The 16,280-nt window shown below is 40.3% G+C and carries 10 protein-coding genes; 5 read left to right on the top strand and 5 right to left on the bottom strand.

Annotated features, from left to right (window positions below):
• Positions 1 to 38 precede the first annotated feature (38 nt).
• From PVK79_RS08780 to PVK79_RS08770, 3 genes are all read right to left on the bottom strand, one after another.
• The gene (locus tag PVK79_RS08780; RefSeq protein ID WP_257326982.1) at positions 39 to 902 is read right to left on the bottom strand and encodes a diguanylate cyclase domain-containing protein; all 864 of its coding nucleotides are present in this window, start codon (positions 900 to 902) and stop codon (positions 39 to 41) included.
• 331 nt (positions 903 to 1,233) lie between these two features.
• Complete coding sequence (locus PVK79_RS08775; protein WP_257326980.1) at positions 1,234 to 3,261, bottom strand: hybrid sensor histidine kinase/response regulator; 2,028 nt, start codon at positions 3,259 to 3,261, stop codon at positions 1,234 to 1,236.
• Between the two features lie 436 nt (positions 3,262 to 3,697).
• On the bottom strand, positions 3,698 to 5,686 hold the full coding sequence (locus tag PVK79_RS08770; RefSeq protein WP_257326979.1) for a ligand-gated channel protein: 1,989 nt from the start codon (positions 5,684 to 5,686) through the stop codon (positions 3,698 to 3,700).
• 120 nt (positions 5,687 to 5,806) lie between these two features.
• Between PVK79_RS08770 and PVK79_RS08765 the strand changes: the two genes are divergently transcribed.
• Both PVK79_RS08765 and PVK79_RS08760 read left to right on the top strand, forming a co-directional pair.
• Positions 5,807 to 6,715: a LysR family transcriptional regulator gene (locus PVK79_RS08765; RefSeq protein WP_257326978.1), complete on the top strand. Its 909-nt coding sequence runs from the start codon at positions 5,807 to 5,809 to the stop codon at positions 6,713 to 6,715.
• A 107-nt stretch (positions 6,716 to 6,822) separates the two neighbouring features.
• Entirely contained in the window at positions 6,823 to 7,512 is a 690-nt protein-coding gene (locus PVK79_RS08760; protein WP_149980025.1) for a VC0807 family protein, read from the top strand.
• A 17-nt stretch (positions 7,513 to 7,529) separates the two neighbouring features.
• Here the strand turns inward: PVK79_RS08760 and PVK79_RS08755 are convergent, their stop codons facing one another.
• Positions 7,530 to 8,135 carry a TetR/AcrR family transcriptional regulator gene (locus PVK79_RS08755; RefSeq protein WP_145234238.1) on the bottom strand — a complete coding sequence of 202 codons (606 nt, stop codon included), beginning with the start codon at positions 8,133 to 8,135 and terminating at the stop codon, positions 7,530 to 7,532.
• 170 nt (positions 8,136 to 8,305) lie between these two features.
• Between PVK79_RS08755 and PVK79_RS08750 the strand changes: the two genes are divergently transcribed.
• From PVK79_RS08750 to PVK79_RS23525, 3 genes are all read left to right on the top strand, one after another.
• On the top strand, positions 8,306 to 9,355 hold the full coding sequence (locus tag PVK79_RS08750) for an efflux RND transporter periplasmic adaptor subunit (RefSeq protein ID WP_257326977.1): 1,050 nt from the start codon (positions 8,306 to 8,308) through the stop codon (positions 9,353 to 9,355).
• Positions 9,355 to 12,444 (top strand): efflux RND transporter permease subunit, encoded by a 3,090-nt coding sequence (locus PVK79_RS08745; RefSeq protein ID WP_257326976.1) that lies wholly within the window; start codon positions 9,355 to 9,357, stop codon positions 12,442 to 12,444. The genes PVK79_RS08750 and PVK79_RS08745 overlap by 1 nt, the downstream gene beginning before the upstream one ends.
• 230 nt (positions 12,445 to 12,674) lie before the next feature.
• A complete protein-coding gene (locus tag PVK79_RS23525) occupies positions 12,675 to 13,067 on the top strand; it encodes a GreA/GreB family elongation factor (protein ID WP_182757415.1) in 393 nt (130 codons plus the stop codon).
• A gap of 305 nt (positions 13,068 to 13,372) precedes the next feature.
• On the opposite strand, the gene PVK79_RS08740 is transcribed toward PVK79_RS23525, so the two are convergent.
• On the bottom strand, positions 13,373 to 16,105 hold the full coding sequence (locus PVK79_RS08740; RefSeq protein WP_274804075.1) for a choice-of-anchor I family protein: 2,733 nt from the start codon (positions 16,103 to 16,105) through the stop codon (positions 13,373 to 13,375).
• Positions 16,106 to 16,280 lie beyond the last annotated feature (175 nt).

Here is a 16,280-nt window from a genome sequence, read left to right as displayed (position 1 = left end):
AGCTAAATGTTGATTTTAATCAAAGGGGAGTAACGTGTTTAGACAATACGATTACCCCCTGCATTTTTTGCAACATACATTGCTTGATCTGCATGTTGAATAAGTTGTTGTTCATTCTCGCCCATTTCAGGATAACTGGCGATACCGATACTGACTGAAAGCTGTAATGAATGTTCATCTATCACAAAAGCTTGTTCGCACTCTTTGCGGATTTTTTCAGCTGTTTTATGTACATCTGAGCGTAAGCTAATCCCATGAAGTAAGACTAAAAATTCGTCGCCACCTAAACGCCCAACAGTATCAGACCCTCGAACACACCCTTGTAGCCGAGCAGCAATGGCTTGTAATAATCGATCACCACATTGATGCCCATATGAATCATTAACTTCTTTAAAACCATCAAAATCTATAAATAGTAGCGATAATTCAACCTGCTGTCGGTCAGCTTTCGTTAATGTTGATTGAATTCGGTCAAGTAACAGCATGCGATTGGGCAACCCAGTTAACTGATCATGTCCCACCATATGTTGTAATTGCTTTTCAAATTTTTTGCGCTCGGTGATATCATGAGCAACAGCAATTCTGAACTGATGTGAATCAGACCAGCGAACAGACCATAATATATGCACCACTTGCCCGTCTTTTCTCACCCAACGATTTTCAAAGCGCGGTTTAGAGCCTCCAGATAATAACGTATCTACTGCGTCAAGCGTGATCTCTAGATCTTCTTTATAAACAAAATCGAGCATTGGTTTACCGATTACTTCGCAAGGCTCGTAACCAAAAATGTCTTTAAAAGCCGCGCTCACAAAAACAAATACCCCTTGCTTGTCAACCACGCAAACAGCGTCAAGCATCAGTTCAAGTACATCAGTGAGACAAACCACACCACTATTTTTCATTCAACTCCATGCCTCAAACAGTAAAATTGCAGACTTTATTATTTATTTACAGTACACATCAGTTAAGCAATCAATCATTGCGTAATAGTGTATAACGTATCTTAGGATACGGTTCATTGCTGTTGAGAGCTATAAAGAAATAATAATATATTGCGATAATAAAACTAATCATAGTGCGTTTTATCAAATACCACATTAAAATACATACAAATATTAGGCCACGTTATGTTTATCTGTCAGTAAACTGCTTTTACTGTACTGCTCAAATGCTAAACACGCCGTCACCAAATATAACTTGAAAAGCTAAAACCTTAAAAAATACCGCTGTAAACTAGCTTATTTCTTTAGTTTTGCTCCTTCCTACAGCATTAACTACCGCTTCCTCAATCGAATGTAGTTTAAAAGGCTTTGAAATAAACATATCCATGCCAGCTTCTTTGCATGCAACTTTATCGGTAGATGATGTATTTGCAGTTAATGCCACTATTAAGGTATCTGCATAAGGACAAATATGTTGCGCTCGCAAAATTTTAGTGGCCTCAAGTCCATCCAGCTGCGGCATCACGCAATCCATAAAAATAAGATCGTATTTTTTTTGCTTACACTTTAAAATTGCGTCTTCGCCATCAACTGCAAAATCGGCTTTAATATTTAGTTTTTCAAGTGAAGCGTCCAGTACTAATCGGTTTATTTGGTTATCATCAACGACTAAAACCGATAAATTAGTTGCCGCTATGACAACGTTTACCCGAGGATTATTTTCGATTTGTACGGCGCCGACTGCAAGTGGGATATCCACGATAAATGTCGTACCCTGATTAAAGGTACTATCAACCGTTATTGTCCCCCCCATAAAATCAATCAATTCTTTTACGATTGCCAAGCCTAAGCCGGTACCACCTTTACTCTTTTTTGCGTCTATTTCTTGTGTAAAAGGTGAGAACAATGAATCTAAAAATGAGTTGCTCATCCCCCTTCCGCTGTCACACACTTCAAGATGCAAGGCTAATTTATCACCGACTACATTCACATCAGCATTAAATTTTACCAAGCCTTCGTCAGTGAATTTTAACGCGTTACTTAATAAGTTTGACGCAATTTGGCTCAGCCGAGCATTATCGCAATAAGCCCAACAGTCATCTGCTATCGTTATATTTGTTTGAAAATCAACCTTACTATCTCTAAACAATGGAATGTACAACGAAGCAAGATCAACAAAAATTGTTTTTAATAAAAAATGATTTGGTTCGAGTTTTAACTCACCGTGGTTTATTTTTGAAAAGTCGAGCACTTCGTTAATTATACTCAGTAAAATATCCGCGCTACGCAAAGCTATCTTTAGTTTTTCAACTCTCTTATCTTCACGGCGCTCACCTAATAGCGTAGTTAACATTCCGGTTATGCCGTTCAATGGTGTCCTGAGTTCGTGACTTATTTTAGCTAGTAGCATGCTTCTATCTTCTAACATGCGCTCTGCTTCTGCTTTTTTATTTTTTAACTCTTCGCGAAGCATGACCGATTCAGTCACGTCTTGTAAGGTACCAAATAACCTCACACATCGACCATTTAATAATTCAGCTTCACCAAATGTTGATACCCACAAAGTCTGTCCATTAGCGGTAACAAGTTCGAGGTCGAGATGCCATTTCTCGCCACTTTGTATTGCAGAGTTCACTGCATTAACGATGCTTTCTCTGCTTTCTCCTGCTTTAAAAAATTCAGTCGCAGCATTAAGATCAGGAACATAGCTATCACTAACTTGGTAAATACGCCGTGTTTGCTCGCTCCAAGTGACTTTGTCAGTGAGTAAATCAACTTCCCACGTGCCAATATTTGCTACAGCCTCTAATTTTAACAGCGTGTTATTGTTTTTAACGAGCTGTTCATTGGTGATCTTGCGGGCAAACTCAGCACCCAACCATTGTGCAAATAGCTCAACATAGTCATGGGCTTGTTGCGAAAATGGAGTAGATACAGCCGGTGATGAAAAATTAACTGTACCAAATATGGTTGCACCGACTTTTATTGGCGCACCAATATAAGATTCGAGCTGGAAATTTAGGTAACATGGGTGGTTTGCAATGCGACTACTCGACGCTTTATGAAAAGTAAGCGCGGCATTTGCTGCGAGTGTATGTACACAATAAGTGCCTTCTAAATCAAACGTTGTACCAGAAGCTAAAGAATTATCAGGTGTTATAACGTAGAGCACGGTATAAATATTTTGTTCAATTTTACTAACAATCGCGATATCTAAATTAAATACATCAAGCCCAAACTTGAGCAAACTATGCGTTTTCTCGTCAAAACTTTGACTTTGATCAGATACAATATCATGGAAGCTTCGAAGGAAATTCAAATAAATACCTCGTATTATTTTGCATAGTGACAGATGCTATAGCTAAAAAATCTTATCTAACCACTTCATATTGATTAATTATTATAGCGTGTAATTAAATATTTACCTTACTAAGGCGACTGACCTTTCAGGATTAAAATTTGTTCAATTTAGGTTTAACGCATAGCGCACCGTATGTTTGCCAGTAATGCTGCGTTATCGCCTATTTATGAGGAATAACCACACTACATAAGCTCAGCTTTGCCTAAAAGCCAAACACATTGCTGCAAAGCAACTTCGAAATAGAAACACATGCTACCCTAACTTTAGAGTAGAAACTTTTCATCAGCAATAGTTTATTTATATTTTCAGTTAGTTATAAAGCTCCATTTATAAAATAAGGCCTCAATTGAGACCTTATTACTTAACCTAAGCAGGGGTTACTAAATGGTATGCATTAAAACTGCCACCCGAGCGATGCCCAATAACGGCGTCCGTCTTCGACATAACCATATTCATTCTCAGTGATATCTTTATCAAATAGGTTATAAATACCAAAGCCTAACTTTACGCTTTTAGTCAAAACATAATTACCACCCACATCGGCTAACGTGTAGTTAGGTGCAATTAGGCTGCTTTGTGAAGGACCTGTGGTTGGTTGGCTTTCCTCACCACGATAATGCACACGTAACCAACCCCCTAACTTATCGCTTGGCTGCCAGTTTAACGATGTTTGCACTATATGTTTAGGTAACTGATTGAGAGGACTGCCTTTATATTGCCCGGTTTTTTGCTCAGAATCGGTATAAGTGTAATTAGCGCTTAAACCTAAATCGCTGGTTAAGTCGTAAGAGACTGAAAATTCAACCCCTTGAGTCACGGCTTCATCAACATTTACATAGGTTGTCGGATCTGAACCAAACTGATTTTGGCCATCCGTGCATTGCGTAAGTGGGCATGCAATTCGCGTAATTTTGTCATCAAACTCATTGTAAAACACAGTACTTGAGATTGTGTAATCACCACGTGGATCGTAATAAATACCCATTTCATAATTCAATGACTTTTCAGGACTAAGATCTGGGTTGCCATAGATATTGCCGCCTCGACTTACTTGTCCCCAGTCTGCATTTGATTGACGAATATTAGGCGCTCTAAAACCTGTCGAAATACCACCTTTGATAGTGATAGCCTTAGACGCGGTATAAACTCCATATAAACGTGGACTCCAATGGCCTGAAAAATTATCGTCGTGGTCGTAACGCAAACCTGTGGTGAGCTTAAATTTGTCGCTGGTGCTCCACTCATCCTCAGCAAATACCGACCACTGTTTATTTTCTACATGGGTTAACTCGCTGATCCTATTACTCGTGTAATCATCAAGCACTTCTTTTAAGTAGGCTGCACCAAGCGTCGCGTTATGACCGGCAAAAATCGGTAAAGTCCAACTGGTTTGCGCATCCGTGTTTTCAACAAACATTTCACGAGAAGTATTATCGTACTTATCGTATTTTAAATAGCTGCGCGAGTTACCAAAGTCATAATAACCGTTATGGGTTAACGAGTAAGTTTGTTGCTCATACTCTGTTGTCGATGATTCTGGGCAACCTCTTCGGCCACAGCTTTCACCCGGCGCCAATGGTTCAACTGTTTTACCCAGTGTGTTTTCAAATTTTTGCTGCGCGCTGCCAACCTCTAGCATTATTTCGTGATTATCGTTTGGCGTTAAAATAAACTTCGCTTTAAGGTTACTTTGCTCTTTGCCCCTAAAGCCTGCAGTAAAGTTATCTTCGTCACGTTTGGAAAACTGCCCATATAATTGCACACCTAATAATTCTGGGACAAGTCCACCAGCTGCGAAAAAACTACCTTGATTAGTATTACCTGAGTCGCTACTTTGTTGAACTGTACTGTCTAAACGCAGCTCACCATACCACTGCTGGGGTGTTTTTCGAGTAATAATGTTTATCACCCCACCGATAGCGTCTGAGCCATACAAGGAGGACATAGGCCCTCGTATCACTTCAATGCGTTCAATTGCAGAGATTGGCGGTGTCCATGCACCTTCAACACCTGGTCCATCACTGTTTGGCCTTGTTTCACGTGATGATTGTCGCTGGCCATCAACTAAAATTAATGTGTATTGGCTAGCCATGCCTCGCAAGCTTATATCTTTGCGATCGCCACCGCCGGTAACCACAACTCCAGGGACATCGGTCATTGCATCGGTTAAGTCACGATAAAAGCGTTTTTCCAGATCTGCGCGATCAATCACACTGATGCTTGCTGGCGCGTCCTTTAACATTTGCTCATAACCTGACGCTGATACCACGATAACTTCCATATCTTGTTTCGTTTCATCAGCTAACACTATTGAGCTGGATAAACTAAGCGCGGTTAAAATGGCGCTAGTTAACGGTATTAACTTACAACTTACCGGGTTCATGATTTTTCTCCGTGACAAATGCAGTTTAAATGATAATAATTAGCGTTTGCATGGTAGTGAGATGTTCCTTTTTCTACAATGTGTATTTTCTTAAAACAGTATTAAGTAAGACTTAACCAAATGAATACAAAATTACTTCGCACATTAACTGTATTTGTGCGCATTGTTGAAACGGGTAGTATGAGTAAAGCCGCAGTTGATCTTGCCATGACCACATCAGCAATTAGCCAACAAATCAAACAAATAGAGCTTGATATTAAGTTGAGCTTATTTAATCGCAGTCCACGAGAACTGACACTCACCGAGGCTGGCGAGATTTATTATCAAAGCTGTGTAACCATCCTCACCGCTGCAAAACAAGCTGGTGAAAAGCTGCAATTTTTACAAAACAGCCCTAGTGGTCAATTAAAGTTAGTAGCACCGGTTGGATTTGGTGGCGGAATATTAAGTGAACCGCTTAAAAAATTAACCAACCAGTACCCTGATTTTGATGTGCAACTGACTTTATCTGACGAACCCCTTGATATAATAAAGTCGGGCGCTGATTTGGCTATAGCGATTGGCCCGCTGGATGATTCAAGTTTAGTTGCTCGGCCTTTGGCGAAGTGGCCACTCGTATTATGTGTACATAAAAGTCACCCATTGGCTGAGCATTGCACACTGTCGCCTTGGCAGTTAAACCATCATACTCGTATCTCGCATTGCACTGCAGATCATCCACTAACGCATAGTTTAAACAGCCAAAAAAAAGCGCTCCCAAAACCACGTATCGTGGTTAATAACATGCACAGTATTATTCAATTAGTGTGTGATGGCGTTGGTTATGCAATTTTACCAAAGCCAGAAGTACAATCATTATTGCTAAAAGGAGAACTCGTTGAGTTATGCACTGACTGGCAACTGCCAACCTACAGTGTGTATGCAATTACCCCAGCAAGAGATATTTTGGCAGGTAAAACCAAAGTGGCTATCGAAATTTTAAAACAGCACTGTGATGAAATCTCAGATTCATTAAACCAGTCTGCATAAAGCAAATTATCCTAAACTTACTTGTAACTACTGCAACACAGCGGGTCTATATCTTAAAGTAACTTGTGTATATACTTTATGTATTGAATACCAATGATTGATGCATAATGACAGCGGCAAAAAAGAAGAGTAATTTTTTCAGTAATATAATTTTTAATATTATTTTACCTGCGGTGATTTTAAGCCGCTTTAGTACACCTGATACGTTAGGCCCGGTATGGGCAGTGGTGGTAGCACTTGCTTTTCCGCTGTTATTTGGTTTGTGGGAACTTAAACAATCAGGCAAAGTAAACTTTTTCTCAGTACTTGGCATTATCAGCGTACTACTTACTGGCGGTATCAGTTTATTTGAACTTGACCCAGCTTATATCGCGATTAAAGAAGCGATGGTACCAGCAATTATTGGTGTGATTGTATTGATCAGCCAGTACACCCCTTATCCGCTGATCCGTAAATTACTAATTAACCCTGAATTGCTTGATATTGATAAACTTATGCATTCGTTAGAGCAACAAAACAACACCGCGGTATTTGATGCAAAAATGCGTCTTGCCGGTTTTATTGTTGCCAGTGCGTTCTTTTTATCTGCAACACTCAACTACTTTTTAGCGAAAAGTATTGTTGTTAGTATGCCCGGCACAACAGCTTATGCCGAAGAGTTAGGACGTATGACTTGGTTGAGCTACCCAGTCATTGTGGCGCCGACTATGGTGCTATTAGGCGGAGCAATTATTTTCATTTTTAAGCAAATAGGTAAATTAACTAAACAACCTATCGATGAATTTATATTGCAGTAAGTGGTTACTCAAAAGCCTTAGCGATACATTTTAATAAACCGCCTTACGCAATCTTCAATATATGCTGCTGGCGGTACATCATTAATTTTTGCGTGCCCAAGTGCATGGCGTAATTTCCAATCACCTGTGGCCATGCCCAGTAACTGTAACGTGGCAAACTTAGGGTTGTCGATATCAAGCAAGCCCGCCTGTGCAATACTACATAAGCAGACCTCTACCTGCTGCATCACTACTTTAGGGGCAGCGTCATAAAACAATAAGGCCAACTCAGGGTATTCATCTTTGTGCGCTACGCACGTGTCGTATACTTTCAATGCCTCGGGTGAAAATACCAGTGTAATAAAATTTGTCACAACACGTAGTAAGTTTTCCTCTAGGCTTTGCGCTGGCTCAAAACGCTCTTTACGTAAGTTTGAGGAGGAACAATGCGCTGTTACAGTTTCAACAAATAGATTATTTTTGTCTTTGAAATGACTATAAACCGTTTGTTTAGATACTTGGGCTAATTTAGCAATTTGATCCATGCTGGTATTAGGAAAGCCTTTATCCATGAACAAGGTCGTTGCAGCTGTAATAATTTGTTGTCGTTTTTGTTCTGACCGACTTAGGGTAGTTATTTCCATTTTCACCTCAAATCAAACTAGACAGTCTAGTTTGATTGATTTATATTTATACAAAATTAGACTCTTGAGTCCAATTCTAAATCATTCTGCGTCTAGCACAAAGCATAACTGTGTTTAATGCACCTGACTAACCACGCTGATTTAACATGGCGATAAATAAGGATATTATAATGAAAAAATATCTGCTAAGTGCATTCATTTTATTCACATCATTTATATGTTATGGCGAAAGTCTGGTTCATGTAGCTGCCTACACAGTACAACAAGAGGCGGGCTATTATCAAACACGTACGCTTAGTGGCAAAGTGGTCATACAAAACGATGCAAAGTTGAGTTTTGAATTTCCAGGAAAAATTGCACAAATTTATTTTGATCAAGGCGAGCAAGTAAAACAAGGCGATATTATTGCACGCCAAAATACGCAGCTTTTAGTTATCGAAGAACAAAAACTCCAGGCGCAAAAACAACGAATTCAAGCACAACTTACCTTCGCTAAACTTGAAAAAAGGCGTTTAGCAGAACTTGATAAAAAGAACTACTCGGCCACCTCGGCACTTGACCAAGTTAAAACCAATATCGCTGTACTTAACGCAGAACGAGCCGCAATAGCAGCAAACTTGAATGAAGTCAGTATCCGCACTGAAAAGGCACATTTAACCGCGCCATTCAACGGTATTTTAGGCCAGCGCTTTGCCTCACAAGGTGAAATTGTTGCAGCCAGTACACCGATTGTGCGTTTAATCGAAAACCAACATGCGCAAGTAAGCATGGGGATCCCACTGACACTGCAAAGCACCATCCAAAATAGCATGGACATTGAGATTGCCGGACAAAACTTTACTGCACAATCTATCAGTAAAGGAGCGAGTATCGACCCACATACACAAACCTTAACAATGCGCTTTGCTTTGCCAAGTAGCGCAGTTGTTTATGCTGGCCAATTAGCAAAATTAACAGTGCAACAATATCAGCAACAAAGCGGTTTTTGGGTGCCTCTTGATGCCCTTGCCGATGGTGTGCGCGGTACTTGGCAGGTTTATCAAATAAAAAATAAGGTACTAAAACCTATCATTGTGCAGCTTTATTATGCCCATGATGGCTATGCGTTTATTGGCGCCCCATTACACAATGGTGCGCAAATTGTTGCCAATGGCATGCATAAGCTGTCGGCCAACATTTCGGTTAATGTTGTTGCAAATCAACCAACCAAGGTGCTGTGATGATCCGCTATTTATTTAATCACGGGCGTGTCCAAGCGCTTTTAGTGGCGTTACTTATCGTTAGTGGTTTAGCTGCGATCAGTGGCTTAGCGCGCAGTGAAGATCCTCGAATAACTAATCGTATCGCTATCGTAACCACTGCTTTACCTGGCGCCAGTGCTGAACGAGTTGAGGTGCAAATAAGTGAAAAAATCGAACAAAAACTAAAATCCCAAGCTGAAGTAAAGCATTTATCGTCGATTTCTCGTCCTGGGCTCTCAGTGATCACCATTGAGCTAAAAGACGAAGTCACGAACGTTAAACCCATTTGGTCGCGAATGCGTGATTTATTAGGTGATGTCAACAACCAGTTGCCAGTAAATGCTTCATCACCGCTACTGGATGACGAGCGTGGCTATGCTTATACTCGTATCTTATCGCTTAACGCCAATGACGATATAACCACATTAGCAACGGTTAATCGCTATGCAAAAGAACTGCAAAATCAATTACGTAATGTTTCGGGTGTGGAGTTGGTGCATTTTTTTGGCCAAGTTGATGAGGAAATTTTAGTTGCGGTTGATCAACAAAAAGCCAGTTTAGCCGATATTCCTTTAGCGCATATTCATGCAGCTATTCAAGGTGCAGATGCAAAAGTAGCCGCTGGTACCCTTACAAATGACAAATCGCAAATGCAAATTGAAGTGACCGGTGCGTTTGACTCGATTGCTCGCATTGGCGCAATTCCACTAAGTAGTAATCAAAATGCAGGGCAATATCAACTCTCTGATGTAGCCCAAATTACTCGCTCAGTAAAAACACCCGTGAACGAAATTGCATTAATTGATGGAAAACCCGGTATTTATATTGCGATCCGCATGTTACCAAACTTGCGTATCGATACTTTTTCTAAGCGTGTTGATGTCGCCATCGATAACTTTAGCCAAGACTTACCAAGCCAAATTTTACTCCAAGATATTTTTGATCAACGCGGTTATACCCAAACTCGTTTAGCCGATTTACTCAGCAATATTACCGTGGGGTTTGTGCTTATTCTAGTGGTATTATTTATCACTTTAGGTTTTAAAGCTGCTCTGGTTGTCGGCACCGCGTTACCTTTAACCGTATTGTTTACGTTAGTAAGTATGCAGCTCTATGGCTTACCTATTCATCAAATGTCGGTTACCGGTTTAGTCGTGGCACTGGGCATTATGGTTGATAACGCCATTGTGATCACCGATGCTGTTCAGCGCTTTCGCCAACAAGGCCTAACAGCTTTAGCCGCAGTAGAAAAAGCCGTGGCACATTTTTGGCTTCCACTGCTTGGCTCAACTCTAACAACTATTTTAGCGTTTGCACCGATTGTGCTGATGCCAGGTGCTGCAGGAGAGTTTATTGGCGGTATTGCCTTAAGTGTTATTTTTGCCTTAATTGGTTCATACCTGATTTCACACTCTTTAGTGGTGGTATTTGCAGGGCAATTTATCAATAACGAACAGCGTACTGGTATCTTTTATCAAGGTATACGCACACCTAAACTCAGTAAACGCTTTGAAGCAACGTTAAAACGTAGCCTAGAAAAACCAATACTCACTTTACTACTGGTCTTTATACTCCCTGTTGCCGGTTTTTTTGGGGCAGGACAACTCACCGAGCAGTTTTTCCCGCCCTCAGATCGCGATATGTTTCAAATTGAAGTGCATTTTGCCCCTCATGTGAGTATTACATCAACTCGACAAGCCATAGAGAAAATGGATCAACTAATTCGGCAATCTGAAGGCATTGAAAAGCTTGATTGGATGATCGGAACTAATTTCCCAAGCTTTTACTATAATATGCTCCAGCGTAATCGCGGCGCCAATAACTATGCGCAAGCGATGGTAAAAGTAACCGACTTTAAACGTGCCAACGAGTTAATAAAAAGCTTGCAAATACAACTTGATAAAGCATTTCCAAACGCACAAACTTTAGTCAGAAAGCTTGAGCAAGGTCCACCATTCAATGCACCAATTGAAATGCGTATTTATGGCCCAAGCCTAGATACTCTCTCTGAACTGGGCCAACAATTACGCACGCAGCTCATTGCTCATAACGATATAACCCACACCCGTCCAACCTTATTGTCGGGCTCGCCTAAACTATGGTTAAACACCGATGAAGCAGCGCTGACTCATGCAGGATTAAGCCTAAGTAATATGGCAACACAACTACAAAACCAGTTCAATGGTGTTGTGGTCGGCAGTATTATTGATAATACCGAAACCGTTCCCGTACGCGTTAGAGTTGCAGATAAGCGCCGAGATGATATTAGCTCGCTATTTAGTACGCAGTTAAATACGCCAGCTAGTTCAAACCAAATAGATACTGCACAACCGCTAGTGGTTGAATCATTTGCCAGTGCAACACTGAGCCCTTCTCGTGGCTCTATCGCTCGCCGTGACGGTGAACGTGTTAATATTATCGAAGCTTATTTAGCAACTGGCGTATTACCGCAAACCGTACTGAATGAAGTGACCGCCACCATTGCACAATCAGGCTTTGTATTACCCCATGGCTACAGATTAGAGCTCGGTGGTGAGTCGCAAAAACGCAACGAAGCGGTTGGTAAATTGCTTGGCCAAGTGGGGATTATTGTCGTGTTATTGATCACCGTACTGGTGATGTCATTTAATTCATTTACCACCACAGGGCTAATCTTAATAAACGCCCTGCAAGCTGCAATGCTGGGCTTGCTCAGTGTATTTATTGCTGGCTACCCGTTTGGTTTTACTGTGATCATTGGTTTATTGGGCTTAATGGGACTGGCCATAAATGCCGCCATTGTCATTTTATCAGAGTTAAATTCACTGCAAGCCCTCACTGATAAAAACAAAATCGTTGCCGCTGTGATGACTTGCTCACGCCATATCAGCTCCACGACTATCACCACCGTTGGTGGCTTTTTACCACTCATACTCGCCGGCGGAGGTTTTTGGCCTCCGTTTGCCGTCGCTATCGCAGGTGGTACTGTATTAACCACTGTGTTGTCATTTTACTTTGTTCCTGTGGCATATTATTTAGTATCAAAACGCACGCTACGCACAAAAAAACATGGAATTAACGCACACTAGTAAATTTAAATTAATATCTTTATTTTTAAATTATAAAACACCATTGATATAATATTTTTATGAGGTATGATTACTTTAAATAAGAGGAACATCATGTTTATATTAATATCTCATCCACAAAAAACAAATCTCACCTTCGACATTTAAGCCGAGTGTAACTCTTACACTCGGCAGTCTCACTGTATTATTTTAAATTTAAGTTCGGTTCAGTTTTCGTGGAGATTTAGTCCGTGTTTGCTTTTCTGTTCGGGTACAAAACCCCTGCTTTTTATAAGTATAAAAACTATTTAAGCCAAAGTTCAGCATTTTTACATCCGCTGAAACTCGCGCATGTGTTGCAAAAAATAGAGTATTCACAACGACCTTGGTCAAAGTTTAGCCCACATGTACAAATTGGCTGTACCGTAGTCATCCAGCATACTGATACGGGTTATAAACGCCGTATAAGCTTAGTTCCGGCTACAGAAAAGGGGCTATGTAATAATGTTGTGTCATTACACTCTTCTATAGGTACTGATCTTTTAGGACATAAAATAGGTCACATTTTTGAGTGTAAAGAATATGGATGTTTTCACTCTTGGCAAATATTAGCAATTAATAGTAAGGAGAATTATATAGAGTAAATCATTTCAATTTTTATTTATTAATTTTTATATATTTAATTGGAGTTATTTATAATGAGTAAAGAAAAAGCTAAAAAACCAGCAAAAATGACGTTAAAAGAAAAGCGAAAAATACGTAAAGAGAAAACAAAGACAACCGAAAAGTAAAGAGTTGTCACTTTACATATAACGTTTCATGGAAACCTTAATAAAGTCCAAAGCTCGGCATTATAAAAATGTCGGGCTTTTATCGTTTAAATATATTAATAAAAAAGGCCTCAATAAAGACCTTTGTTATAGATGAAGTTTAAATAAATCTGAATTAGCTACTGTATTGTTGGCACGGTAATAATTGATACAGAGCCTAGCGGATCTACGTTATAGTCTTCACTCGGTTCGCCTTCGTCAGCGGTGATGATTAATTTACCATCGGGACTGAAAGTTACCATATCTGGCAGTGCTCCGACCGCAGATATCATTTCAAGCTCATAACTACTCGTGTTAAACATAGCAACAACGCCAGTATCAGTTTTCACGCCTGACTCGATCGCAGCGGCAAGTTTTCCGTTTGATACTGCGACAGAATTAACACCTGCACCGTAATAGCTAATATCAATTGCGCCAAGTGTTGCAATGTTATTTGGGTTAGCAAAATCAATCACTTCAATACGAGGAGCGTTAAGCAAGCTGCCGTTATTTACTACGAATAAACGTTTTGTTTGTGCATCATAAGCCGTGATCTCTGCGGCGCCTTCACCACCTTCAATTAACAAGCGTGATGCAAAATCAAACTTGCCTTCGTTGTTTTCACTATAGACGGTGATATTACCACTGTCTTCGTTTGCAACTACCAGCTGCGCTTTTGACGTTGGGCTTTGATCAGCGGTTATAAATAACACCCCTTCTGGCGCATCATCACCTTGGGTAACGAGCATTTGCACAAAACTTACGGCATTAACATCACTAATATCATATACTGCAACCGCATCAGCACGCTCTAAAGCAATAAATGCATAGCGCTTATTGGCAACCATACCTGTTGTTACACTCTCAGGCTCAGTGCCTTTCGCATCACTGCGACCATCTGGGTAAACGCCGGCTTTATTAGCTTCAAAGGCAAGTGATGAACCACTATCAAACACCTGCTCACCGGTATCACCATTGAAGATTGAGAATGAACGTGCACCAAAACTATAGAGTTTATTATCACTTGATGCTGCAGTATCAGAATCAACATATTGCGATACTAATAAACGCCCTAATTCGACGTTGTTTTGTAATATACTTACGTCTGTAAATACCGACTCATCAAGCACGATATCTGCAACTTTCTCACCTTCAGCGAAGTTGCTAAACCAGTCACGTATATCCCCCTCGTTGGCAGTTAAAACGTAATCTATGCCATCTTGTGTAAATGTTGCGATGCCATCAGGTTGATACATACCCACTACGTTTGCGCGAGTTTGTAGTTTGATCATATTATCTTTATCACTGGCATCGATTTCATTGCCAGCCATACCATAATCTTTAAAGCCCAGCGGAAAAATATCAGTGATAGTTTTCGTGGTTAAGTCTATTTTTGCAAGGCCGTTATTCTCTTGCAATGACACCCATGCAGTGCTTGAATCAGCTGATACGGCGACATACTCAGGCTCAACGTCTGCAGCTAAATCTGCACCTTTACCAAATACTCGGAAGCCTTTGCTTTCAAGAGCCGCTTCTTGATCATTAAATGATGTGAAATTTAATGTAGTTGCAGCACCCACATGCATAGGAGTTTTGAAGTTTTTACGTCCAGGGCTGGCATAAAGTTGTGGCGCATTCTCATCAACAAGCTCTATAAATTCCATACCATCAGGAAAACGGCCATAACTATTAACATGGAAATCGCCATAACTGACTTGTTGATGCACTTGGCCTTGGTATTTTAGTTTAATGGTTTCGCCTTTGCCTAAGCCAAAGTCTTCATTATTATTTAAAATAGCCGTTGCGGGTGCACCGTTAGGTAACTGAGCACCCGTAACTAAATTCGGCAATAATACAATAAAGCCGTGGCCAGGAATTTCTGTACCTGCAGGGATAGTTAAACCCGCTTGGTTATTCGCTTCACGGTCTAAATCAACTAACTCCCACTCATTAGCTGCAAAAACAAATGGTTCAGAAGATGTGTTGTACAGCTCAACAAAATCAAAATCGGCGTCATCACGGCCTTTTGAAACCACTTCATTGATCACAATATTAGCGGCAGTTGCACCATCAACCGGCGCTGGTAATTTATTGGCAGCACCAGGCGTTGGCGCGAGCGCTTCATCTTGAGTGTGCCAATTACCACCATCTGGTAAACGCCCCCATGTAGACACATGGCTACCATCACTCCAATGTGCGCTATCTACAATTTGATTGTTGTGTACCAGTAATGCGGTGTCGCCTTTACCTAAACCAAAATCAGTATCGCCAGCAGTGGCAACTAAAGTATCTGTTGGTGCATCAAATGGAATGCTAGTTTGATCTGTGGCAATCACTAAAAACCCACCTGCAGCGATGGTTGTACCTTGTGGAATTTTAATGCCCGGCTCTTTATCAATCTCAAAGCCTTTTAAATCATTTACTGCCCAATTAGCGTCACTAAAGGTAAATGCTTGTTCAGAGTTATTAAACAACTCAATAAAATCATAACCGCCTTCATTTGAACGCACCTCGTTGATCACCACTTGCCCTGCTGATGGTGTCTCAGTAATTTGGCTAAATGTTGCAGTAACCTCTTTATGGTTATTCATTGTAAGAGTTAAAGAAGTCGCGCTATAGTCTGCATTACCAATATCGCCAGACCATGAAACAAATTTATATCCTTGTGCAGCCTGAGCGTTTAGCATAACAATAGCACCTTGCTCATAATCAGCACGCTCTGGACTTATTACTACGTTTCCAGCACTTTGCTCTGTGATATTTAATATCAGTTGGTAACGCAAAGGCTCTAAATCATTATCATCATCTGCTAGATCACAGCCACTTAATAGACCTAGCAATAATAAGCTGCCTACTATCGGTTTCAATTTCATCACATTTCCTTGGTATCGTTTTAGTTTTAATTAATCACGATACCCTAAAGCGTAATATTGACAGCTAAATGTAATTATCATGTCAATGGGATGACATTGCGAACGAGAATAAACTATAAGATCATGATTTAATTTATAATTCACCTCATTCTAAATAACCAAAATTCAGACGTAC

The organism is Pseudoalteromonas rhizosphaerae (assembly GCF_028885455.1).
GTDB lineage: Bacteria > Pseudomonadota > Gammaproteobacteria > Enterobacterales > Alteromonadaceae > Pseudoalteromonas > Pseudoalteromonas rhizosphaerae.
This window is presented reverse-complemented; position numbering and strand designations above follow the sequence as displayed.